At 52.5% G+C, this 22,870-nt stretch carries 24 protein-coding genes; 14 read left to right on the top strand and 10 right to left on the bottom strand.

What is annotated here, in order from left to right:
* Positions 1-71: 71 nt before the first annotated feature.
* Entirely contained in the window at positions 72-1,424 is a 1,353-nt protein-coding gene (locus H6F94_RS00470) for an ATP-binding protein (RefSeq protein WP_190800266.1), read from the bottom strand.
* 250 nt (positions 1,425-1,674) lie between these two features.
* Between H6F94_RS00470 and gpmI the strand changes: the two genes are divergently transcribed.
* The 5 genes from gpmI to H6F94_RS00445 all read left to right on the top strand — a co-directional run bounded on the left by gpmI (position 1,675) and on the right by H6F94_RS00445 (position 6,487).
* Complete coding sequence (gene gpmI / locus H6F94_RS00465) at positions 1,675-3,273, top strand: 2,3-bisphosphoglycerate-independent phosphoglycerate mutase (protein WP_190800265.1); 1,599 nt, start codon at positions 1,675-1,677, stop codon at positions 3,271-3,273.
* Positions 3,274-3,280: 7 nt separating this feature from the next.
* The gene (secG, locus tag H6F94_RS00460; protein WP_190800264.1) at positions 3,281-3,562 is read left to right on the top strand and encodes a preprotein translocase subunit SecG; all 282 of its coding nucleotides are present in this window, start codon (positions 3,281-3,283) and stop codon (positions 3,560-3,562) included.
* 722 nt (positions 3,563-4,284) lie between these two features.
* On the top strand, positions 4,285-5,259 hold the full coding sequence (gene sds / locus H6F94_RS00455; protein WP_190800263.1) for a solanesyl diphosphate synthase: 975 nt from the start codon (positions 4,285-4,287) through the stop codon (positions 5,257-5,259).
* Positions 5,260-5,392: 133 nt separating this feature from the next.
* The gene (lepB, locus tag H6F94_RS00450; RefSeq protein ID WP_190800262.1) at positions 5,393-6,001 is read left to right on the top strand and encodes a signal peptidase I; all 609 of its coding nucleotides are present in this window, start codon (positions 5,393-5,395) and stop codon (positions 5,999-6,001) included.
* 105 nt (positions 6,002-6,106) lie between these two features.
* The gene (locus H6F94_RS00445; RefSeq protein ID WP_190800261.1) at positions 6,107-6,487 is read left to right on the top strand and encodes a c-type cytochrome; all 381 of its coding nucleotides are present in this window, start codon (positions 6,107-6,109) and stop codon (positions 6,485-6,487) included.
* Here the strand turns inward: H6F94_RS00445 and H6F94_RS00440 are convergent.
* Entirely contained in the window at positions 6,474-7,427 is a 954-nt protein-coding gene (locus H6F94_RS00440) for a YihY/virulence factor BrkB family protein (protein WP_190800260.1), read from the bottom strand. The two genes, H6F94_RS00445 and H6F94_RS00440, sit on opposite strands and share 14 nt — an antisense overlap.
* 149 nt (positions 7,428-7,576) lie before the next feature.
* On the opposite strand from H6F94_RS00440, the gene petG reads away from it, so the two are divergent.
* Together petG and H6F94_RS00430 are read left to right on the top strand one after the other, a co-directional pair.
* Complete coding sequence (petG, locus tag H6F94_RS00435) at positions 7,577-7,690, top strand: cytochrome b6-f complex subunit V (protein WP_190800259.1); 114 nt, start codon at positions 7,577-7,579, stop codon at positions 7,688-7,690.
* 201 nt (positions 7,691-7,891) lie between these two features.
* The gene (locus tag H6F94_RS00430) at positions 7,892-8,080 is read left to right on the top strand and encodes a hypothetical protein (protein ID WP_190800258.1); all 189 of its coding nucleotides are present in this window, start codon (positions 7,892-7,894) and stop codon (positions 8,078-8,080) included.
* 34 nt (positions 8,081-8,114) lie between these two features.
* Here H6F94_RS00430 and bioU read toward each other — a convergent pair whose 3' ends face one another.
* The gene (gene bioU / locus H6F94_RS00425) at positions 8,115-9,104 is read right to left on the bottom strand and encodes a (S)-8-amino-7-oxononanoate synthase BioU (RefSeq protein ID WP_190800257.1); all 990 of its coding nucleotides are present in this window, start codon (positions 9,102-9,104) and stop codon (positions 8,115-8,117) included.
* Positions 9,105-9,401: 297 nt separating this feature from the next.
* On the opposite strand from bioU, the gene H6F94_RS00420 reads away from it, so the two are divergent.
* From H6F94_RS00420 to H6F94_RS00410, 3 genes are all read left to right on the top strand, one after another.
* Positions 9,402-9,611 (top strand): DUF2997 domain-containing protein, encoded by a 210-nt coding sequence (locus tag H6F94_RS00420; protein WP_190800256.1) that lies wholly within the window; start codon positions 9,402-9,404, stop codon positions 9,609-9,611.
* Between the two features lie 124 nt (positions 9,612-9,735).
* Positions 9,736-10,122, top strand: a complete 387-nt coding sequence (locus H6F94_RS00415; RefSeq protein ID WP_190800255.1) for a DUF1257 domain-containing protein — start codon at positions 9,736-9,738, stop codon at positions 10,120-10,122.
* A complete protein-coding gene (locus H6F94_RS00410; RefSeq protein WP_190800254.1) occupies positions 10,122-10,565 on the top strand; it encodes a ferredoxin in 444 nt (147 codons plus the stop codon). Before H6F94_RS00415 ends, H6F94_RS00410 begins: the two co-directional genes overlap by 1 nt.
* 72 nt (positions 10,566-10,637) lie before the next feature.
* Here the strand turns inward: H6F94_RS00410 and argH are convergent, their stop codons facing one another.
* The 5 genes from argH to nusB form a co-directional block, all read right to left on the bottom strand.
* The gene (gene argH / locus H6F94_RS00405) at positions 10,638-12,047 is read right to left on the bottom strand and encodes an argininosuccinate lyase (protein ID WP_190800253.1); all 1,410 of its coding nucleotides are present in this window, start codon (positions 12,045-12,047) and stop codon (positions 10,638-10,640) included.
* Positions 12,048-12,167: 120 nt separating this feature from the next.
* Positions 12,168-12,317: a hypothetical protein gene (locus H6F94_RS00400; protein ID WP_190800252.1), complete on the bottom strand. Its 150-nt coding sequence runs from the start codon at positions 12,315-12,317 to the stop codon at positions 12,168-12,170.
* A gap of 102 nt (positions 12,318-12,419) precedes the next feature.
* Complete coding sequence (locus H6F94_RS00395; protein WP_396426402.1) at positions 12,420-13,934, bottom strand: PP2C family protein-serine/threonine phosphatase; 1,515 nt, start codon at positions 13,932-13,934, stop codon at positions 12,420-12,422.
* A 113-nt stretch (positions 13,935-14,047) separates the two neighbouring features.
* Positions 14,048-15,991, bottom strand: coding sequence for a signal recognition particle-docking protein FtsY (gene ftsY, locus H6F94_RS00390; protein WP_190800251.1), 1,944 nt, complete (start codon positions 15,989-15,991; stop codon positions 14,048-14,050).
* Positions 15,992-16,048: 57 nt separating this feature from the next.
* Positions 16,049-16,693 (bottom strand): transcription antitermination factor NusB, encoded by a 645-nt coding sequence (gene nusB, locus H6F94_RS00385; RefSeq protein WP_190800250.1) that lies wholly within the window; start codon positions 16,691-16,693, stop codon positions 16,049-16,051.
* A 268-nt stretch (positions 16,694-16,961) separates the two neighbouring features.
* Between nusB and H6F94_RS00380 the strand changes: the two genes are divergently transcribed.
* Together H6F94_RS00380 and H6F94_RS00375 are read left to right on the top strand one after the other, a co-directional pair.
* Entirely contained in the window at positions 16,962-17,288 is a 327-nt protein-coding gene (locus H6F94_RS00380; RefSeq protein WP_190800249.1) for a 2Fe-2S iron-sulfur cluster-binding protein, read from the top strand.
* Positions 17,289-17,647: 359 nt separating this feature from the next.
* A complete protein-coding gene (locus H6F94_RS00375; RefSeq protein WP_190800248.1) occupies positions 17,648-18,913 on the top strand; it encodes a Sll1247 family protein in 1,266 nt (421 codons plus the stop codon).
* A gap of 61 nt (positions 18,914-18,974) precedes the next feature.
* Here H6F94_RS00375 and H6F94_RS00370 read toward each other — a convergent pair whose 3' ends face one another.
* Positions 18,975-19,757 carry a metallophosphoesterase gene (locus tag H6F94_RS00370; RefSeq protein ID WP_190800247.1) on the bottom strand — a complete coding sequence of 261 codons (783 nt, stop codon included), beginning with the start codon at positions 19,755-19,757 and terminating at the stop codon, positions 18,975-18,977.
* A gap of 273 nt (positions 19,758-20,030) precedes the next feature.
* Positions 20,031-21,827 carry a threonine--tRNA ligase gene (thrS, locus tag H6F94_RS00365; protein ID WP_190800246.1) on the bottom strand — a complete coding sequence of 599 codons (1,797 nt, stop codon included), beginning with the start codon at positions 21,825-21,827 and terminating at the stop codon, positions 20,031-20,033.
* Between the two features lie 164 nt (positions 21,828-21,991).
* Here thrS and H6F94_RS00360 point away from each other — a divergent pair, with 164 nt between their 5' ends.
* Together H6F94_RS00360 and H6F94_RS00355 are read left to right on the top strand one after the other, a co-directional pair.
* Positions 21,992-22,309, top strand: a complete 318-nt coding sequence (locus tag H6F94_RS00360) for a DUF2605 domain-containing protein (protein ID WP_190800245.1) — start codon at positions 21,992-21,994, stop codon at positions 22,307-22,309.
* A 114-nt stretch (positions 22,310-22,423) separates the two neighbouring features.
* On the top strand, positions 22,424-22,723 hold the full coding sequence (locus H6F94_RS00355) for a DUF2973 domain-containing protein (RefSeq protein WP_190800244.1): 300 nt from the start codon (positions 22,424-22,426) through the stop codon (positions 22,721-22,723).
* The last annotated feature ends 147 nt before the right edge of the window (positions 22,724-22,870 follow it).

Below are 22,870 nucleotides of genomic sequence, written 5' to 3'. Positions count from 1 at the left end.
ATTCTGACTGGTCTCATCCTCATCCTACGGGATGAGTTATAACCAAGACGTTGAGAAATATTGCAATTTGCCTAGATCTCTCTCGCCAGCCTGATTTCAGCAGCAAGAAAATCAACGAATTGACGTGCAGACCGTCCAGAGCGACCATTGTGACGAGTTGCCCATTGAAGGGCACGGGCTTCTAAATCAGAGTCTGTCAACTCGATACTGGCTTGTTTAGAGAGATGACGAACGATCTCTAAATACTGGGTTTGATCCGGTGGCATGAAGGTTAGAGTCAAGCCGAAGCGGTCGCTGAATGAAAGCTTCTCTTGCACGGTATCCCAAGCATGGACCTCATCCTCTTGGTCGGTTGCAAACGAGCTTCTGGCGCTAGCCACCCCTGGTTTAGGCCGATCAGCAAAAAACTCCCGAACCAAATGGCGACGGTTGGAAGTTGCATAGACGACCAAGTTTTGAGGTCGTGCCGACAGGCTACCTTCTAGAAGCACCTTGAGCGGACTATAGGAACGCTCATCGGTTTCAAAGGACAGATCATCGACAAACAAAATAAACTTCTGTGGCAGCTCGCGCAGGCGCTCGCTGATCTGAGTCAGCTCGATCAAATCACTCTTGGCAACTTCGACCAGGCGTAGCCCCCGATCACTGTATTCATTGAGCATTGCCTTGACTAGAGAGGACTTACCCGTGCCTCGTCCTCCATAAAGCAAGACGTTTAGGGCAGGGTAGCCGCGTAGCAGAAACTCCGTGTTTCTAACCAGTAACTCTTGCTGACTTGCGTAGCCGGCTAGATCACTCAGCTTGACTGGATCTGGGTGCTCCACTCCCGCCAGTTCACTGTTCTGCCAACGGAAGGCAACGCAATTGGCTAGTCCTACGCCAGTCTGCCGATAGTAGCTACTTAAACCAGCCAAGCAGGTGCCCCAATCATCAACCTGTCTCAGCTGACCAGCGATGTCTACTAAGTTTGGTGGGGGTGGCACTTCCCAAGTAACCCCTTGGCCCACACCAACCTGTTCTTCCAATACAGACCAGAAGTGAGCCGTGTCCCAATGCTTAAGCTGTTGCAGCAGGTGTAGGTCGTGACTGGCTGCTGCAACTAAGGCAGCAGGAAGTTGGCAAAAATCAGTGCGTGTCGCTCCGCGGGTGAAGGGATTGTCAGCCGTTAGGATTTGCCCAATCAAATGGTCGAGCCAGGACCGCCCGGTTGCGGCTTGGGAACTGAACAACTGTCCATACGCTTGCAACAATTGCGTCCTTGTCACCATTCCGGACTGGGCATGGTCGGTCAGTAGAGTAATCAGGTGGCAGAATGCCTGACCTACAGAGTCTGCCAGGACTTCTTGAAATAGCAGCAGAGTGCTAATCTTCTGCTCGATCTCAGCACTATTGCCCTTGGCTATCACGGTTGCATCCCGGTGCATCACAATCAATTCACGCTTGCATCGTGGCTCCAGCCATCATCAGTCCTCAATCGAGACCAATTTGGCCTTGTTATCCTTCGGGCTTTAGGCCCAGACGCCTAGGCTGCTCTTCCAACCAACATCATTTTTTCATGCAAATTGCCCTCAAACTCACCCTTTATTCGTCTGTTAGCCTAGTCGTTATAACAAGCTAGGCCACGAGCTAGCGGTGATATGATTACGGGCAAAATCTCTGCGTAGAGGGCTTTTTATGGCTCAGGCACCTGTCTCCCCAGTTGTTCTGATTATTCTCGACGGGTGGGGATACCGTGAGGAAACGGATGGCAACGCCATTGCTGCTGCCAAAACGCCTGTCATGGACAGTCTATGGGCAGTTTACCCTCACGCACTGATTCACACCTCTGGCAAAGAAGTCGGTTTACCCCGAGGCCAGATGGGCAACTCCGAGGTGGGCCACCTCAACATCGGAGCAGGGCGCGTGGTACCCCAAGAGCTCGTTCGCATCTCAGATGCGGTCGAGGATGGCAGCCTACTAGCCAACCCAGTTCTAGTTGAGACCTGTGAGGCGGTTAAAGCGAATGGCACCAAGTTGCATTTGGTGGGCTTGTGTTCAGACGGCGGGGTGCACTCCCATATTGATCACCTATTAGCTCTGCTGGAGCTCGCCCAGCAGCAGGGCCTTGAAGATGTTTGCATTCATGCCCTAACTGATGGCCGTGACACTACGCCCACATCAGCCATTACCTCCATTCGGGCAATTGAGTCTCAAATCGCCCGTTTAGGGGTTGGTCGCATCGCCACCCTTAGTGGTCGCTATTACGGTATGGATCGAGATCGGCGCTGGGACCGTGTGCAGCAGGTGTACACCCTGATGACTCAGGATGGCCCTGGCGATGGCCGAACCGCCGAAGCTGTGCTGAGCGCCTCCTACGCTGAAGGCATCACAGACGAATTCTTGGTACCTACTCGCCTTGCCCCTGGAGCCGTTGAGCCTGGCGATGGTTTGATCTTCTTTAACTTCCGCCCCGATCGGGCTCGCGAACTCACCCAAGCGTTTGTCGCGGTCGACTTCAAGGGCTTCGAGCGGGAGCGCATCCAACCTCTGCATTTCACCACTTTCACGCAGTATGACTCTGCCCTGCCCCAGGTGCCCGTAGCCTTTCCGCCCCAGAACTTGAGCAACATTTTAGGAGAGGTGATTGCTCGCAACAAACTCAAGCAGTTTCGAGTGGCGGAGACAGAAAAATATGCTCACGTCACCTACTTCTTCAATGGCGGCATAGAGGAGCCCTTTGCGGGCGAAGACCGGGAACTAATTCCAAGCCCCATGGTGGCAACCTACGATCAACAGCCCGAGATGTCCGCTGAGCAAGTCACTCAGGTGACCGCTCGGGCCATCCGCAAACGAGAGTACGCCCTGGTAGTCGTCAACTATGCCAACCCAGACATGGTTGGTCACAGTGGCAACCACGAGAAAACTGTACAAGCTATTGAAACCGTCGATCGCTGTCTGGGCTCTCTGCTGGACAGCATTGGTCAGGTGGGTGGTACGGCGATCATCATTGCTGATCACGGTAATGCCGAACAGATGTGGGATGAGGATGGGAATCCCTGGACTGCCCATACGACCAACCCAGTGCCCTTCATTTTGGTAGAGGGGGAAGGCCGGAAAATTCCTGGCCACGGCGCTGAACCGCAGCTGCGCAGTGATGGTAAGTTGGCAGATATTGCGCCAACGATCCTGGAAATTCTACAGCTGCCTGTCCCAGCAGAGATGACTGGGCGGTCTATGATTGTCTCAGCAGACTACGAAGTCCGCCTCAACAAAACGCCCGTTCGACTGGCATAGTGAACCCATGACGATTCCTCTGCTCTACAACATCCTGACCTTTCTCTGGTCGTTGATCGCGCTGTGCTTGGTGATACTTATCTTGCTACACAGCCCCAAAGGCGATGGATTGGGCGGTATTGGTGGTCAAGCGCAGCTGTTCACTAGCACCCGTAGCGCAGAGACAACGCTCAATCGTATTACCTGGACAATGACGACCCTGTTCCTGGGAATCACTGTGGTTTTGAGTGCCGGTTGGGTCAAGCCGGCGATTGGCTTCTTGTTGGAGTCCTTTAGCAAGGCAAGCTAACAACAAGGCAAGTTAACAGCTAGTTGAAGGAATCTAAAAGTCCTAGAACGCCTCAAACACAGGCGTTCTAGGACCGGCCTGACATTTTATTCCGCTGTAGCAAACCCAGTAACAGGTAGACCAGCAGAAGGTAGCTACCCGCAAGGGTCACAATGGTCAGGGGCAAGTTGAAATTTGTCATTGCAGATCAGGCCCAAAGAAACAGAAAGCTTGACTGTTGGGGTATAGAGGCTGCCGTAACTGATGCCTATCCGCCACAGCTTGTAGTGCTAGCAAGCAGAAATCTGAGCAAAACCTCTGCCTGAAGCTGCCCGCTCAAGAATGAGGCGGGAGACCATCACAGCGGCACCTCAAGGCCTTTCCTTAAAAAGCAAGGAAATGTTGCCAGGGGATCTTCAGCATCGCAGTGGAAAAGTCTCGACCTCTAAAGCTTGCTCTTCGCTGCTTCAGGTGGGATATTCGATTGTGGGTAAATCTGAGTGCATGGTAGCACGGCAACCGGATTCTGAGACTTTCTTGAGGCTATAGTTTGCAAGTCTATACATTCTTGCAGTACCAACCCAGTCGTTGGCAACGCCAGTCCCTTTCAAGTAGGTATTTTCAGGATCAAGAGAATGCACAGCAATTCTCCTTTCGAAGCGGTAGCGGGTGGCCTAGAATGTGAAAGAGTGTGTAAGATTTCGTAACGTTCCGATAATTTGCGTGCCTGAGTAGCCCAATACATGACCTCAGTGACTTCCCTCTTTGCACCGGTTGAAGCAGAGCTGAGTGCCTTGAGTGCAAACCTCAAGAAGCTCGTTGGCGCCCGTCACCCAATTCTCTATGCGGCAGCCGAGCACCTGTTCGAGGCTCAAGGTAAGGGGCTTAGGCCTGCAATCGTCTTACTGATTGCCCAGGCCACGGTACCGCCAGGACAGGGAATCTCGGCGCGCCACCGCCGCCTGGCAGAGATCACCGAAATGATTCACACTGCTAGCCTGGTTCATGACGATGTGATCGACACAGCTGATATTCGCCGCGGTGTTGATACAGTCAACAGTCTGTTTGGTAATCGAGTTGCCGTATTAGCGGGCGATTATCTATTCGCGCAATCATCCTGGTATCTGGCGAATTTAGACAACTTAGAGGTTGTCAAGCTGCTCTCTAAGGTCATTACTGACTTAGCTGAGGGGGAGATTCGTCAAAGTCTGACGCAGTTTGATACTAGTTTGTCCATTGAGGACTATCTAGACAAGAGCTTTTACAAAACGGCATCGCTGATGTCTGGTAGTGCTAAAGCGGCAGCGGTTCTGAGTGGGGTTGAGCCAGAGTTAGCTGAGCAACTCTACGAATATGGGCGTCACTTTGGCATTGCCTTTCAGATTGTGGATGATCTGTTGGACTTCACCAGTTCCACCGAGGCTCTGGGCAAGCCCGCAGGCTCTGATTTACGTCAGGGCAACTTGACTGCACCCGTCCTCTTTGCCCTGCGCAGCAAGCCCCAACTTGAGCCTCTAATCGAGCGACAGTTCGCCCAGCCCGGAGACTTGCAACAGGCTCTAGGTTTGATCGAAGACAGCAATGGCCTCGCGCTGACCAAGGATCTGGCAGCTAAACATGCCCGTTCAGCGGTAGATTGTCTAGCTGGATTGCCACCCTCGGTCTCTCGTCAAGCACTGATTGACCTGACTGAGTACGTCTTGAACCGACTTTACTAGGTTGATTCCATTAGGTTTGAGCTATCAGTTGGCAGTGCCTTCATCCGGTTTGCGGGGACAAAAGCGTAACATAGCTCAAAGTCCCTGGCTAAAATGTGTGGCAGTGATGTGATGGGAAGCGGACACAGATTTCATGCTCAAGTGGTTGCGCGGTCAGAAAGACAACCTCCAAACCATTTTGATTGCCCTATTGCTGGCAATCTTGATCCGCACCTTTGTGGCAGAGGCTCGGTACATTCCCTCAGCCTCAATGGAACCAACCCTGCAAATCAACGACAAACTGATTGTTGAAAAGGTTTCCTACCGCTTTCGCCCCCCACAACCCGGAGAGATTGTCGTTTTTTATCCGCCTGACGAGCCGAACAAACTACCTGGAGAAGCGGTTCACCAAGCATTTATCAAGCGTGTGATTGGCACACCAGGGGATGAATTAGCCATTCACGATGGTGAGGTCTACGTTAATCAAAAACCGTTGGCAGAGCCGTACATTGCCGCTCCGCCAACTTACGAGTGGGGACCTGAGCAAATTCCCTCAGGTAACTTCTTCGTGATGGGAGATAACCGCAATAACAGTAACGACTCTCATGTCTGGGGGTTTTTGCCAGCCGATCGGGTTATTGGCCGTGCTTGGGTCCGTTTCTGGCCAGTCAAGCGGGCCAGCCTCTTAGCAACCCCTACGTACAGCAACTCCTCACCAGTAACCCGTTCCCCTGTTCCAACGCTTGAGCCAGAGCCCATCTAGCCAGCTAGGACACGGGAAGGACGGTCACTGCAGTTTTAAGTTATGTTATTGACAGAAACTCTTTTGCACAAAGTGTTTCGTTTAATTTCTCCAGCCTGAGTTTCCTTGGACAGTTCAGTTGAGCCAAAAACGACGCCACGTAGAGCTAAGCCTTGGCTGCTGCTACTGCTGATCGGCGTTCTAATTACTGGGTTGGCACTGCTGCTGTCGATCCAAAGTTGGGGAACTGACCCTTACACGCAGCTGGTGTTGACTTTGAAGGGGCACCCGAATCAGGGTCGGGCAATTTTTGAGATGAACTGTGCTGCCTGTCATGGCGTTCTAGCTGATGGCAAGGTTGGTCCAAGCTTGCGTGGGGTTTCGGAACGGCGTTCTGCTCCCAGCATCATCCATCAGGTAACCAGTGGCAGCACGCCACCAATGCCCCAGTTTCAGCCAGATCCACAGGAGATGGCTGACCTTCTCAGCTACCTCAAGAGCCTTTAGATCGAGACCAATGTACGAGCCGACGCCTCAACCGCTTGAGACGGCTAGGTCGAGGTGGAGTCGTAGCCTGAAGTTGGCGGACTCGAGCGATGGCGACATTAAGCTCGCCCCCTAGTAGTAAGCCAAAAGCACTTAGAAACAACCAGATTAGCAGCACGATAACTGCACCAATACTGCCGTAAGTGCGGTTGAATTGCCCAAAGCTAGCAACATAGAGCCGAAAGCCCAAAGAAACTATTAGCCAGATCAAGCTACCGGCTAAAGCCCCGGGCCAGACAGGAGCTCTCACCGGCTGCTGTGCGGGCGCAAAGCGATAGATGAAGGCAAAGGCTAGAGCAACCAGCCCTAGAGACAAAGGCCAAATTAAAGCTCCCCACAACCCTACAAGAAAACTGCTGACCCCCAAGCGTTCTGCCCCCCACCGTAAACCCCAGCGGCCTAGAAACAGCAACAGTGAGGCGAGTAGAACCATCAGCACTGTTCCCGCAAACAGGCCGATGGCTAGAATGCGATTGAGCCACCAAGGGCGTTGAGCCTGAGGCGGAACTTGGTAGGAACAGTTCAGCACCCGAATTAGCGGCGCAAAAAATGCAGACGCCGCCCACAAAGTTGCTAAGAGACTGAAAGAGAAAACCTGTCCCTTTTGGCTAGCTGCTAGACTGCGCACATTATCCCCAACCAGTTCCAAGATCGGGCGTGGTGCAGCTTGGGCCAGTGTTGCCATCATCCAGTTAAAGGTTTGCTCTGAAGAGGCAAATAAGCCAATGACCACTACCAAGATCAGTGCGGATGGTAGCAGGGAGAGCATGGCGTAATAGGCCATTTCAGCAGCAGCGCTGCCCAAGTTATTCTCAATCGACTGTTGCACCGTATAACGACAAACACGGGCACAAGTCTTAAATAGCCGATAGAGATTACGAACCCACTGCTGAACGAGCAAAGCAGTAACCCTAGACTTACGAATGGATGGGGGCAGGGAACGCGAAGATCGCGCGAAAGTCTTAGGGAACACAAGCCTATTCTAGACAGCGCCTCCATCACCTAGAATCAAAGGTTGGACTGGCACGTCAACTCAGGAGCAATAAAAGCGTGATTGAACCGATTCTGGACGGTATTGTCATTGGTTTGATTTTGGTGACTTTGGGGGGCCTGTTTACAGCTGCCTACCTGCAGTATCGGCGTGGTAATCCCTTTGATCTGTAGGTTTTTCGCTGCACTTTGAGGTTTGAGGCTCTCTAATTCAGGTTAGAGAGCCGTATTTTTGTGGAGGTAAGAGGAGGATCCACTGGATAGGCCATCAAAAAAGCGGCGAGATCACGGTAGTATGCCGCCACCTTAATGACCTGTAATAAGGGAACAGGGGTTTTGACCTCTGCTCCCTGCTCCTCTAACCCCTAATAGGCGATGAAAACTGCCAAGACCCTCAACGATGTATGGCCGGGTACGCTACTCCGGGCGCGGGACGGGCGCAAATATCAGGTGGCCTGGATAGACCAGGGGATCTTCTCATTGATTAGCTTGGAGACCTTAGCTGAGCTGACCTGTAGCCGTCGTTGGCTAGAAACCGTCCTGGAAGTCGAAGTCTTGGCTTAACGTTACTCTCTGAATTCAGCCTTGGTGATGCTAATCAGCTCAAGAACTGTGGCATTACCTCCGCTGAGCTCAGCAGACCATACCAGCCGCGGCGATGTAAGCTGACGCCTGCCTTCAGGTAGCCGAAGGCAGGCCCACATACATTAGCAGCCATACTGGTCTCGTCCCCTAGAGTGAAGGTGTGGGTGGAGATGCGCCCCTCAAAGGTACGGCCTGTGATCTGAACGTTGGTGCTAAGCGGCTTTTTAGGGTTACGAGTGTCTACAACACCACCGACTGTGACCTGATCACGTCGGCAGATGCCAGCCCGCTCCAGCAAAACATCGTCGGCATGCTCCATGTTTTCTAGATGCAGTAAACCATTTGTGCGCTCCAGCAGCGCTGAAACTTCTGCATCGCTCATCGCGCTGGCTTGATCAACACTGTAGCCCGGCAGATGGGCAATATCTTCGCGAATGGTGGCACGGTAAGCCTCCCAGTTAGCGATACCTACTCCAAAAGTGATTTTGATGTGGTGGATCTCTGCATAGCTCTGTGCTGCTAATGCCGCCGCCGCTGTTAATAGACCCGGGGTTGCACCGCAACCAGCCATATAGGTAATGCCGCAGTCTCGTAGACGCGGCTCTAAAGCCATGATTTGCTCGACAGCACTCGTACGCTTAATTGCGTCGACCAATACTCCCCGCCAGCCCGCTTCAATAAACTGCTCTACAACTGAAGCCATGAAGGTATTGGGTAGGTTGGGCAAAGCTAGAAAATAACCATCTACATTTGCCTGCTGGATTAATTCAGAGATACTCTCGTTGCTGAGTGTCCCCTCTGGCTCTAAGTACCCCACTGAGTCTTGAGCCTGATAAGTAGCAATGGCTCGATCGGGATCTAAACCAGTGTTGTTATGGGCGTATCCCTTCCGATCGGCTACGGCGACCCAACGAGCCTGCCGCTTGTGTCCCAGCAGACGAGCAGCCGCTTGTCCCAAGCCACCAAAGCCGAGGATACCGATACGGAGAGTTGAGCTTGTCATCACGGATTACCAAGGTGCCCAGCAATTTTACACTGGGTTGTACCTGCTCTTGACAGCAGGCTGGAGGCTAACATACTCCTTGGGAGCGATGGTCCCCTTGCAAAGAAAGTTCATGATTCGGTTAGCGGCTGCGTCCTTGACTGCTTCGAGAAGTTAAGCGACACTAACGATTAATTTAAATAGTTTGAGATAGTGTCTAAAAGTTGCTGACTGTTCAGTATGCGGGTTCATGTAGCCAGGCAGATGAGCAAGTCTCGTTGATTTGATATTTTGCAGGGAAGTCGGTCCACACGTGCAATGGAAACCCTAGAATTCATCATTCATCCAGATGGACGCGTTGAAGAGCGAGTCACTGGCATCGTTGGTAACAGCTGCACCGGGGTGACAGCTGCAATTGAAGCCAAGCTCGGTTCTGTTACTGTCTGCGAGTTGACTTCCGAGCACTTTGCTCAGGTTATCAACTCTGGTGCTCAAGATACTGTGAGCACTCAGGTTAGCCAGTGGTAAGTCGAGCCTTTGGCTGATAGCCCACGGGCTTAAGATCTACTTTGCTTTTCTTAAACAATGGCTTTAGCCAACTAGTACCTAGTAAGCCAACCCTCCCTTTTATCTAGAAAGTCAGGAAACTGCTATGTCCCACTTCAGCCAGATCAAAACTAAAGTTCGTAGCCTTGAGCCTCTGCAAAAAGCCTTAAGCGATTTGGGTCTCAACTGGAAGAGCGGCCCAAGCCCTATTCGTGGTTATCGCGGCCAGACCCGAGAAGCAGCGGTCGTAATTGAGCAAGATAATGGCTACGACGTCGGGTTCAGCTGGAATGGTAGCGAATATGAGCTTGTTGCTGACCTGCAGTACTGGCAGCAGTCCTGGTCGGTCGAAGGCTTCTTGAACCGGATTTCTCAGCGCTACGCCTATCACACAGTTCTGGCAGAGACAGCAAACCAGGGCTTTCAGCTGACAGAGCAGCGCAACAGTGCTGATGGCTCTATCCGCTTAGTTCTTCAACGCTGGAGTGCGTGATGCTAGAGCCGGATCTTAACCCTGACCGCTCTGGATTAGAGCCGGAGTTAGGTGGAGGTCTGCGCAACCAGCCTAACCGTTCTGGATTAGAACCCGAGTTGGGCGGTTTGCTAAGACAGCGAGGCGTTTATGTGGATGAGGTTGCCTGCATTGGCTGCAAGCATTGTGTCCATGTTGCTCGCAACACCTTTTACCTGGAAGAAGATCACGGGCGGTCACGGGTATTCCGGCAGGATGGTGACTCAGAGGAAGTGATCCAGGAGGCAATTGATACTTGTCCAGTCGATTGCATTCACTGGGTTGACTACACGGAGTTGAGGCAGCTAGAAGAGGACCGGCGCTATCAGGTCATTCCCAAGGCGGGTGTTGTTTTGCATGAAGCTGCCCGTGCGCACAGCAACCGAAAAAAACGCACTGCTAAACGCAGGTCGCAGCTTCAATAACCTCAATCTCTCTCGAAAATAGCAGCCCCAATAAATAGGGCTAAGTAGGACAGGGCTGAAGGTAAAACTTGGCTAGGCCTTGAGGGGCTGAGTCAGGCGCTGTTTTGCAGCTTCAAGCTGGTTTCTGACCTGCTCAAAGCCAGTACCCCCATAACTTTTCCGGGCAGCAACCACCTGACGAGGTTCAATCGTCGTGAAGATATCTGCCTCAAAGACTGGATGAAAGCTCTGCCAGCTTTCTAAGCTCAAATCTTTGAGTAGAATCCCTTGGGCTAAGCAAGTTTTGACTACAGAGCCAACAATGTTGTACGCCTCCCGGAAAGGGACGCCTTTACTTGCTAGGTAATCAGCAACATCTGTGGCATTGGAGAAGTCTTCATTGACAGCTTGGGCTAAGCGCTCCGTGCGGAAGCTGAGCCCTTCTGATATCAAAATTGTCATGGCTTCCAGGCAAGCTTTCACAGTGCGCACACTGTCAAATAGGGCTTCTTTATCTTCTTGTAGGTCTTTGTTGTAAGCCAGAGGGAGCCCCTTCATCAGGACTAACAGGGCTTGTAGATGCCCAAAGACTCTACCTGTTTTGCCTCGTACCAGTTCTGGAACATCTGGGTTCTTCTTCTGAGGCATGATGCTAGACCCTGTCGCGCAAGCATCTTTCAAGCTGACAAAGCCAAATTCCTGGGAGGCCCAGAGAATAACCTCTTCAGAAAGGCGGCTCAGGTGCATAACAATCAGGCTAGAGGCTGCCAAGAATTCAATGGCGAAGTCACGGTCTGAGACCCCATCCAAACTGTTTGCATAGACTGCATCGAAGTGCAACAATCTGGCACTGTAGTGCCGGTCAATTGGGTGAGGGGTGCCAGCCAGTGCGCCAGAGCCCAGAGGTGAAATGTTAACTCGGGTGTAAATTTCTTCTAGCCGTTGACGGTCGCGCTGTGCCATCTCAAAGTAGGCGAGCAAATGATGAGCCAGGGACACTGGTTGAGCCCGTTGCAGGTGAGTGTAACCAGGAATCAGCGTTTCCACATGTCGCTGAGCTAGGTCTAGCAAGACTGTTTGAAAGGCCGCTAGTTGAGCCTGAATCTGGCGGATTTGGTCGCGCAAGTATAGGCGTATATCAGTCCCCACCTGATCATTGCGGGAGCGAGCAGTGTGTAACTTCTTGCCGGCATCACCTATCAGTTGAGTCAGACGGCGCTCGACAGCAAAGTGAACGTCCTCGGCATCTAAGCCGGGTTTAAACTCACCTGCCCGATACTCCTGCCGAATCTGTTCCAGTCCCCGCACCAACTGCTCCCCCTCTTCAGCACTGATGATGCCGACCTGAGCCAACATCTGAGCGTGAGCTTGAGAGCCAGTAAGGTCATATTCGATTAGCTCAATATCAAAGCCAATACTGGCGTTAAATTGCACGATTGCCGGGTGTAGCGCAGACTCAAAACGCTGGCTCCAGGGTTGTGGGGTAGAAGGTGTTGCTGTCATGTTTGCTCTGGCCCTTCGGCAGGGGCTGTGCTGGCAATCCAGATATTACCAGCACAGCCCCCATAAGAATGTCCGCAAATACGAACAGCAATCAGAATTGGAAGGCGTTTCCCAGCTGCTTCAGAACGACGTGAATCCCCGCAGCACATAGCCGAACACGAAGCCAATTGCTAAAGCCCAGGCTTGACCCGACCTTACAAATTGGTCAAAGCCGCCGCGCATGTCTTTGAGAACATCTTGATCAAACTGATTGTTGCTTTGGGCTGCCATTAACAGCACGGAACAAAACAGTAGGAGAACTAGCGGCTGCTTGAATCGTCGAAAAGCTCTAAAAAGCGGCTCCATTCCTGGACTACCCCTCCCAAATTGGCATCATGAGACTACCACGCTTGGTGGTGGGCTATACGTCTGGCCTTGGTTCTGGTCGGGCTGTACTTGAAACACGATAAGCGTCATATCGTCGCCGCTACTGCCGAGACCCCGCGCTTCTGCCTCGGCGGCAGCGCTGCCCACGAAGCCATGTACCCGTTCGAATAAGAAGTCTAGAATTGCCTGAGGCTCCGAGTAAGTCCGGCAGGCCCACTGCACAGCAGCTGTGAGGTTATCTTCATCGAAGCGGTCACCACTGGCGTTAGCCGCTTCGGTGAAGCCATCGGTGTAGTAAATAACGATGTCTCCGGCCCTAAGCTGAACTTGGGCCTCTGGGTACTGGCTCTCCGCTTCTAAACCGATCAACATACCTGGTGTGTCCAGCCGATGGACTTGGCCCGTTGCTGCACGCCACAATAGCGGCGGATTGTGGGCTGCATTGCTGTAAACCAGCACACCAGTGGCTGGATTGTATTCCGAATAAAACAGGGTCACGAACCGATTGGAGTTCTCCAGGTCGGTGTAGATGACATGGTTGAGGTGCTCTAGCACCCGCCCTGGTGAGTGGCCGTTTAAGGCCTCGGCTCGCAGCATACCCCGCGTCATGGTCATGATCAGGCCGGCGGGAACACCTTTACCCATGACATCGCCAATCACCAACCCCCAGCGCTCAATCGCGTTTTCTTCAGGGTCGCGAATGGCAATAAAATCGTAGTAATCGCCACCCACACGACTCGCGGTTTCACACTTCGCTGCTAAAGCTGCGCCGTCAATGACTGGGTAAGTGCGCGGTAGCAAGCGAGTTTGAATCTCTGCCCCAATTTCTAGTTCGCGGTCCAGACGCTCTTTTTTGCGCAACTCAACCGTTAGCTCGTCGTTCTCTATGGCGACCGCAGTTTGGTCGGCTACGAGACGCATGAGTTTCTGACGGGTTTCAGTCCAAGCGTAGTTTGGATCCCGGCTGAAGACACAGAGCCGCCCTCGTTCGATGTTCTTGACTAGAATGGCAGTACCGAACATCTGCATTTCCGGCCCTAGATGATGGGCGACCAGGGTATCTAGAGCCGCTGATGGGTCGCTGACAATCTCGCGAGTTGCCAACTCTAAAGCCTTACGAATATCGCGGCAGCGCTCACCATCTGTGCAATGTAGGCGTTCAAGGCGGGGTTGCCCTGCCTTGAACAGAATGAGGGCTCCGCCGTCAGCGTCAGTCACGCGACTAGCCATCAGCGGAATCAGCTCTAGAAATTGGTTGAGGTTGGTGAAGCTGCGCAGCGCAAATCCCAGGGAACTGAGTAAGTCCTGCGTTTTGCGCTGTTCCCGGCTCAGCTGAGCCACTAGCTCCTTGAGGGCAAAGACGGGGGTCACTTCACTGCTCACATCAGGTATCCCGTGGCTTTGAGGGGCCACCTCGGTGTTGGCCGAAACTGACGTCAAGGGAAGTTGGGGTTCGCGTGGCACGGGGCCTCTAGCAGAGAGTTCAGCAGTCGTCAATGGTGAATCAAGGGGCGCATCCACAGGAGGTTAGCATTTAGCCAGTAGCAGTTAGTCAGCTTCTCAGAGATTCACCACCGACACTGAGGTTGGTGTAATGGTACTTGCTATCTGGGCATCTGTGCAGGGGAGATTGCTCACTCGCTTAGTAGGGCTTCTACGAATTCGTAGCTAGAGAAGGGGCGTAAATCTTCGATGCCTTCACCTGCCCCAATAAATCGGATTGGCAATCCCAGTTGCTCGACCACTGCTAGAGCCACCCCCCCTCGCGCAGTGCCATCAAGCTTTGTTAGCACGACGCCACTGAGCTTGGCCGCTTCAGCGAAAACTTTAGCCTGCTGCAAACCGTTCTGGCCCAGAGTAGCATCCAAAACCAATAACGATTCGACTATGGCATCAGGCGCTTTTTTGTCGATGATACGCCGCACCTTGCTTAGCTCATCCATCAAGTTCTTTTTGTTTTGCAAGCGTCCGGCTGTATCCACCAGCAATAGCTCAGAATCTCGTGCCTGAGCCGCGGTAATAGCATCAAAGACCACGGCGGCTGGATCGGTGTTCTTGCCTGGATTGGCGACCACATCTACACCAGCCCGTTCGCCCCAAACCTGGACCTGCGCTACAGCAGCAGCTCGAAAGGTATCCCCAGCAGCGATCAGAGTTCGGTAGCCTGATTTCTGGGCGAGGTGGGCGATTTTGCCAATTGTGGTAGTTTTACCCGCACCATTAACGCCGGTCATCAACCAGATATTGAGAGTGTCTTTGGTGGGGGCAAAGCTAGCGCTGTAATGTCCCTGCAAAGGAGTTTCCAGCATGTCTCGCAGCAGTTGCTTCAGATAAGCAATGGCCTGTTCGGGAGGTAATGTTTCTTGCCGCAAGCGTGTCTGCAATGCTTTGACGACGCGATCGGTTGCCGCAACCCCTGCGTCGGCCTGTAGCAGTAACGTTTCGATCTGATCAACTGCATCGGCATTGAGGGGGCCTTGGTTGGCCAAGGCTTTGAGCTGGTTGACTAGACCGCGACGAGTTTTTTCTAGGCCTTGACGCAAGCGCCTGAGCCAGGTGATTTCCTCAATCGAGATGTCCTCTGCCCGTCGTCCTTGTGCTGCCAGGATCTCAGCCGACCACAAAAACCCTTCGTCGAACGGCAACTCCGGGAGTTCTGGTACCGAGACAACTGACTGAGTTGCAGATTCAGTTGCCGTGCCACTAATGGGTTCAGGCGTGGTTTCTTCAATTGCTGTAGCCTTGAGCCGCTCCAAACGCGCTTGGCGGTCAGCTTCAGCTCTCGCCCAAAATGGGAGTGAAGCCCCATCTTCAGGTCGGGTTGTGGACTGCGATGCTTCAGTATCTAGAGGGGCTGTTTCTGGCGTCGCCTCTACTACTAGCTCTGGCACCCGCTCAGCTGGCTCTCTTGCTGGCCCTACTGGAGCAGGTAACTCTGGAGCTTGGATCGGTTCTGGCATCTGAACAACAGCCCGCTCAGATTGCCCTTGCCCAAGCTCAGCTTCCAGTGCAGGGACGTCCAGAACTGGTTCTGGAATGGATTCAGGTTCAAGCTCAATCTGATGAGGGGACAGTTCAGGTGGCTCAACTGTGGCAGCTTCAGCAAAAGGTGCAACCGCATCGGGGGCTTGAGCCACCTCTTGCGAAATCTCCTGAGCAATTTCCTCGGCAACATTCTGAACCAGTGGTGCGACCTGAGGCTCCTCCTGAGTCTGCGGTTTTATGGGTTCTGGTGAGGGTTCAGAGGGCGCCTCACTAGGCAATGCGGGAGTTAGGGCTGGAGTTAACTCGGCAGTCTCAGCCTTGGTTTCAGAAGCTAATTCTGCTTCGGAGGCTGATTCTGGGCTTGAGGTTTCCTGTTCCCGCTGCTGAAGATTCTTGTAAGCAGCACGGGCAAAGCTCAGGAGATCCTGATTGGGGCCATCGACTGTAGAAGCTGCCGACTCGCTGGCTTCTGCCGATTTTTCCTCAGCCTCCGGCTCCTGGGTTGGGCTGACAGCTGGCTGCTCCGGTTCAGCAGGGACTGACTCTGCTGGGTTTTGCTTCTGTTTAAACCGTTCAAACCAATTGAAAACCATAACCCTCGCCCTCAAAGCAGGAATTGCTAGCCTGCCTCCTCTCCCTGAGTCTACCGGCTAAACCACCTGCCGACCTGGCTGCCCGCCGGGTTGCCGCAGTTGCTCGGTGACGCGGCGTAGCACCCCGTTGATGAACTTGTAGCCATCTTCGCTGCTGTAGCGTTTGGCCAGCTCGACCGCTTCGGTGATCGTGACGTTCTCCTTGTGTCCTAGAAAAACCAGTTCGGCTGCGGCTAGGCGCAAAATATCTCGGTCAACTCGCGCCAAGCGATTGAGCTGCCAATCTACGAGCGAACGGCTCAGCAAATCATCAATTTCGTCTCGATTCTCATGAAAGGCAGTCAGGAGACTTAGCGCTAGAGCTCGAACCTCTTTGCGATTGGAAAGCTGAAGTATCTCAGGTAGTTCCAAGGCTGTGCCCAAGCGGTTAATGGCAGTTTCAGTGTGAGTCATTGCCTCATTGACCATGGCCCGAGCATCCTCTAGAGTTTTTGCTCGGGTTTCGCTGTTCAAAAGGCGATCGTGGCTACGACTGAGATCAGCAGCAGCGTTGGAAAGCGCATCGTGGACTTCCGCAGTCAGGGTACGCACGGCTGCTAGCAGTAAGTCTGGAAGATCTTGAGACGCAATCTTGTCAGGTGAACTCGGAAGCTGACTTAAGGCGAGTAGAGCTAATTCACGGGCTATACGACGGGCTTGCATGGCAGTTCGGCGCTCCTAAAAATTCAGTTGCCAAGGTCCAGCTGGCTACAAAGGTGGCTTGTAAAGGCGGCTTAGATTGCCAATGCTATCTCAAATTCCAAACATCAATAGTTCTGTCTAAGAGTGAGGCTGGAGGAGTAGGGCTAGGGGAGTGGGCCGGAGTGAGGTGTGAATTCAGATGCGTGAAGTCGGGTTATGGGAGGACGTGATGGCCTATCCTGGTGATCAGGCTTCCAGACAGGCTTGTTAAGCGTTCCTCTCTCGATTCATGACCGACTCGTACACTGCTGAGATTTTGCATCAGGGCCAGACTTATACAGTGCCTGTAGCTGCGGACCAGACGGTCCTAGCGGCTGCCGCCGCCGCTGGTCTCACGTTGCCCAACTCGTGCTGTGCTGGAGTTTGTACTACCTGTGCCGCACGTCTGCTTGCAGGTGAAGTTGATCAAAGTGAAGGTATTGGGATCAGCGACGGCCTGATGCAGCAAGGTTACGCGCTGTTGTGTATCGCTCGTCCGCTCAGCAACCTGCGCCTCGAAACCGAGAAAGAGGACGAGGTTTACCAGCTCCAGTTTGGTCAGTTTCAGAAGACCTAAAGGTCAAACTGAGGTCGGAACCTGACAGGCTGAGTTAAAAGCTCAACGGTACCTTAACGAACGAGCCCGCTACCCCTGCTCCTAGGACTTGCCCGGGTGTTGTGTAAAACACGCTACTGCAATTACCCCTTTCCGTGATATAGATCACAAAGTTGTGCGATCTTGATCACTGGAAGTTGGAGCAGCATGCAAGATATTTAGTTTGTTGGATTCTATCAGCAGTGTGTAGCTGCTTAGAGCAACTCACGCTGCACCGATCGAGTAGGTCGCTGACTGGGTTTCTTCCTCACGCGTACCACGGTTAGAAGCCCCAAATCGCTCTCTTGTGTTGCGGTACGGCTTTACCGCGAGGTCACGAAGTGTCTACTTGGCTCGAATCCTACAACCGATTGATTAGCCCAGAGGAGCAGTACCTGTACGATCATCTGCTGCACTGGGTTCAGTTAGAGTCTCCATTGCAGATGTTAGAGCGCTTCCGGGCTCTCTTCATTGATGGTCAAGCCTATGGGGATCGTCAGGCTCTGGCTGCCATTGACAAGCTAACAGCTTCAGATTTAGCTGCTCAAGAATTCAAGTTTGTCCTAAACCGCTGCTGCCACATTCTGATTAACCGGTGGCAAACTCGTCCCCAATACCAGGACGCGGTGGTGAACTTGCTGGCACTCTTCGAATTGTCAGGCTCAATACCTACTGCTAGTCTGGGGCGCTACCAGGAGGTGAGACGGCTCCGTCAGTTGGTAAAGCTGTTCATCCAAACTGAGCAGCATGCCACTCTACGCCGCCTAGCGGAGGTGATCGCTCAAAGTGCAGAGCTAGGCAGCTTGGAGGCAAAGCCACTCGTCAGCTTGATCCGCCGCTATCCGTATTTGTATGACTACTGCCTGGTCAGTGAGGATAGCTCTTTGGAGCACCAGCGGGTGGTGCAACATATCCAGGCTGAAGTTCAGCGACAATTTGAAGTGGATTTATCTCACTACGTGACTTACCAAGTGCGGTGTTCGCTCTCGTCAGGTCGAACTTTGCAGCCAGTTAAGAACCCCACTTTGCTAAGTGATCAAGAACTGTGTGGAGCAGTCAAACAATTTGTGGGCAAAGCTGAGGGGAATTATAGCTACCGACACTTGGCTCAGCAGTTCCAGAACCACGTCAGCCAGCCAATCTCCTATAAAACCTTCAAAAGCGATTTCTATCATTACTTAAGCTCTGCTGTTGATCCGGGCTATGCTAAACACCGTTTTAATCACCAACTGGCGACTCACCTCAAAAACACACTCCCTGAGCGGGACTGCAATAAGTTCGACGACTTTTTGATGGTCAGGACTTGCAGTCGAGTCTTAAATTTCTTGATTGTGGAAAGTGCCCAGCAGCCCAGTCATTACGTTTTTACGGACCTGGTTTCCAATGTAGGTCCTACAGCTACTACTGGTTTGCTGCTTAAGATTGTCCTGTTTTGCAAAAAAATCAAGCCTTGTCTGGAGAAGCGTTTCTCCATTTTGTTTAATCACTACGAGTCTTATACGAAAGATGGGATGCAGTGGTTAATTCAATCTCTGGAAAACCTCAATGTGGCCTTGAGTGCTCACTTCGGTTGTGTTGACCTGTCGTTTATTAGTCAGATCTGCTGAGTGGCTGCTTTTACGATTTTTTAAAGCAAGATTTTAAATAAGATTTCAAGTGAATAGAATTTTAGATTAGATTGATGATAGTTACTTCAGGCGGGCAAAGAAACCGTCCAGGTAAGTAAGTTCCTAAACCACGATTCACATACAGCCGATTGTTGCCTACTTGGTGTAGCCCTTCAGACCATTCCCAATGATGCACAACTTTATAACTGAAGGGATTCAATCGTTCGACCCAACGATGCATAGGACCCAAACCCGGTAATACAATCTGCCCACCGTGGGTATGACCCGATAGCTGCAAATCCACCCGCCACTGTTGGAGAACCTCAGCACTATCCGGATTGTGAGAAAGCACAATGCGGGGTGTTTCTGGCTCAATTTGAGCCATCACTGATGCCGGTTCAAACTGAGCGGCCCGGAAGTCTGGTAGCCCAACTAAAGCTAGTCCTGTTCCCAATGGGTAAACAACCTGGTTCCATAACACTTGAATATCAACACTTTCGAGAGCCTCTGTAACAGTGGCCTTCGCATTCGGCCAGCACAGGTCATGATTGCCTAAAACAGCATAAACTCCAGCCCGGCTTTGCAAGGCCTTAAGACGGTGCGCGAGGCTATAGGCCGGTGTGGGATCGGTGGTGATATAGTCACCGGTTAGCAAAATTAGATCCGGCTCAGCTTCGTTGGTGGTTTCAATGGCCTGTTGAAGTAAGTCTTCCGAAAGCCGCAAACCATCAAAGTGAAAATCTGAGAGTTGCACTAATTTCGTATCTTTTAAGGCTGAAGGTAAGCCTGCAATAGGAATGGTCAGAGTTTCAACACTCAGTGGTCCTGCGAGAAGTCTGTGCATTAGAAAGTACGGCAGGGTTAGAAACAGTCCTACCCATTTCATTCCGAAATGATTAGGGCTAGCTGTGATCTTGTTTGCGAATTCACAGAGACTTAAAGTTTTAGGAAGCTTAGAGCACGTTAATTGCTATCTAGATACACACTTTATGTGAGCACGATCGAGCTTACTCAGCCAAATTCAGCAAGCGTTTGGTATGCAGCATTAGCTAGAGCTAGCTCCCCCAGTTCTGTTCTGGGGGAGCAGTTGCAGCAGCTCTACTGACCTTGCAGGACCTTACAGGTTGGTTTGGTTGTCGATGCTGTCCTTAATGCGGGTGAGGGCATCGGCAACACTAACGCTCCCCAGATCGCCAGAGGCGCGGGTGCGCAGGCTGAGGCTGTTGCTCTCGACCTCCTTGGCCCCGATCACGGCCATGACAGGGATCTTCTGGGTCTCAGCGTTGCGAATTTGCTTACCCAAACGATCACCGCTGGTATCTACCGTGGCTCGAACGCCCTGAGCTTGCATTTGCGTGACGACGCTTTGTGCAAACGATTGCACCTCTTCATTTACGGGCAGCAATCGCACCTGCTCTGGTGCTAACCACAGCGGAAAGTCGCCAGCATACTGCTCGATCAGGATACCGACCAGGCGCTCTAGTGAGCCAAAAGGAGCCCGGTGGATCATCACTGGCCGTTGGCGCGAGCCATCAGAAGCGACAAACTCTAGATCAAAGCGCTCAGGCAACTGATAATCCACCTGAACCGTGCCGAGTTGCCACTCGCGGTCAAGCACGTCGCGGAAGATGAAGTCCAATTTGGGGCCGTAGAAAGCGGCTTCGCCAGGAGCCTCAAAGTGAGGCATCTCAAGCTGCTCCACTGCTCGTCGGATCGCACCTTCGGCCTTCTCCCAAACCTCTGCGGAGCCCAGGTACTTATCGGAGGCCGGATCGCGGAAGCTGAGCCGAGCGCTGAAGTCCTTCATCCCCAGTCGGTTGAAGACGGCCAGAATCAGATCTACGACCTTCAGAAACTCAGCATCCAGTTGGTCTGGCGTGACGAACAAGTGCGCATCATCCACCGTGAAGCCGCGCACCCGCGTCAATCCGCCCAATTCACCAGACTGCTCATAGCGGTAGACGGTGCCGAATTCGGCCAGACGCATGGGCAGGTCACGATAGGAGCGCAACTCACTCTTGTAGATCTGGATATGGAAGGGGCAGTTCATCGGCTTCATGACAAAGCCTTGCTCCTGATCGCGGGACTCGTCGTCCTCGCTCATCATCGGGAACATATCTTCCTTGTACTTCTGCCAGTGCCCTGAAATCTTGAACAGATCGACACGGGCAATATGGGGCGTGACCACTGGCAGATAGCCGCGCTTGAGTTGTTCCTGCTTGAGGAAGTCCTCTAAGGTATTGCGCAGCGTGGTTCCCTTAGGCGTCCATAGCGGTAAGCCTGGTCCGACATCGTCGGAGAACACGAATAGGCCCAGTTCCTTGCCAAGTTTGCGGTGGTCGCGCTTGAGGGCTTCTTCTTTGCGGCGCTTGTACTCAGCTAGCTGCTCAGGCGTTTCCCAGGCAGTGCCGTAGATTCGCTGTAACTGAGCCTTGGTTTCGTCACCCCGCCAGTAGGCTCCAGCTACACTCTCAAGCGCAATGGCATCCGGGTTCAGCTCGCTGGTGTTCTCGACGTGGGGACCAGCACATAAATCCCACCAGGCATCCCCAAGGTGGTAAATCGTGATTGCTTCCCCTTCTGGAATAGCCTCTAATAGCTCTAGCTTGTAGGGCTCTCCCAAACGCTCAATCCGAGCTTTGGCCTCTTCGCGGCTGATTTCTTCCTGAATCACCGGCAAACCTTTGCGAATCAGCCGGTCCATCTCTTTCTTAATTGCCTTGAGGTCCTTCTCGGCAAAAGGCTCAGGGTTATCGAAATCGTAATAAAAGCCAGTCGCGGTCGTTGGACCAATCGTCACCTGCGCCTTGGAAAATAGCTTTTGCACGGCGGCTGCCATGACGTGGGAGGCCGTGTGGCGAATCTTGTTCAGCTTTTCAGACTCACCGGGGCGAGGCAGGTGGCTTCTGTCCATGAGTAAGGAAATGGAGTTTCGGTCTTTCCTTCACATTCTATCGGCGTGGCCTATCCAGACGAGGGATTTAACTTGATCCCTGATTGATCCCCAAGACTTATTTGTAAAGAAAGGTAACAGGCGCTAATATAGGGACAATTGATTTTCTGGTTTACAAAGATTACATGCTGAATGCCGAGCTGCCGGACCCGGAGTTGCTGAAGGTGGTGTTAGAGCCCCTGTTGGAGGACTTCGTTTACTGGTTTGTTCGCTCAGAGAAGCTGCTTAGCACGGAGCGCTTAGATTTTTTAAGTCTGGAGGCTCAAGCTGACTTACTTGGTCGTGTGTTGCAAGCGCTCGCTGAGGTCCGAGCAAGCCAGTCCTTGTTTAAAGCGACAGAGGGCAAAGCTGGTATTGAGGCGCGGGCTTTAGTGCCGTGGCATCAGCTGCTCATGGAGTGCTGGCAGGTTGCCAATCGCTTTCGGGCTCAGCAGCAAGCGTAGCTCCCAGGCACGAGGTTGTTTGTTTATTGCGGCTGATATTAATGGGTTTGTATTGAATTAGCCGTTGTTGGAAAAGTTGAAAAAGCTGTTGTTGGAAGAATAAGGAACTCCTAAATGTTACCGATGCTTTACATTATCGCTTTCACAGTGTTGGCCTTTCTGGCCATGGGCAATTTAATCCGCAGCCTGATGACGCTGGGTTCTCAGGAGATGCAACGGCCCGCCTACCCGCAATCGCGTCGCCCCAGGCAGGTTCCTCATCCAGAGTTGCTGGATGAATCAGGCAATTTGATCCGGGAGCCTCTGCTTGTAATGAAGTCTATCTCAGTGGATGAGGCGCGGGACCGTCTGAATGCTCTTTATAGCGAAGGTTCCGAGTTGGCTTCGCAGGACGATCCGCGCAACGAGGTCTAATGCCTACTTTTGTCTAGGTTCTGCAGAACTTGCTAGCGGCAAAACTAAGGTTCGCAATTTTTGAGTGGAGCCCCGGCCTAGAAGCTGGGGCTTCTTTGCTTGTATGCCCTAAAGGGCGATTCAGAACTCGATAGGGAGACAGTTCGC

The organism is Leptolyngbya sp. FACHB-261, from assembly GCF_014696065.1.
Lineage (GTDB): Bacteria > Cyanobacteriota > Cyanobacteriia > FACHB-261 > FACHB-261 > FACHB-261.
This window is presented reverse-complemented; position numbering and strand designations above follow the sequence as displayed.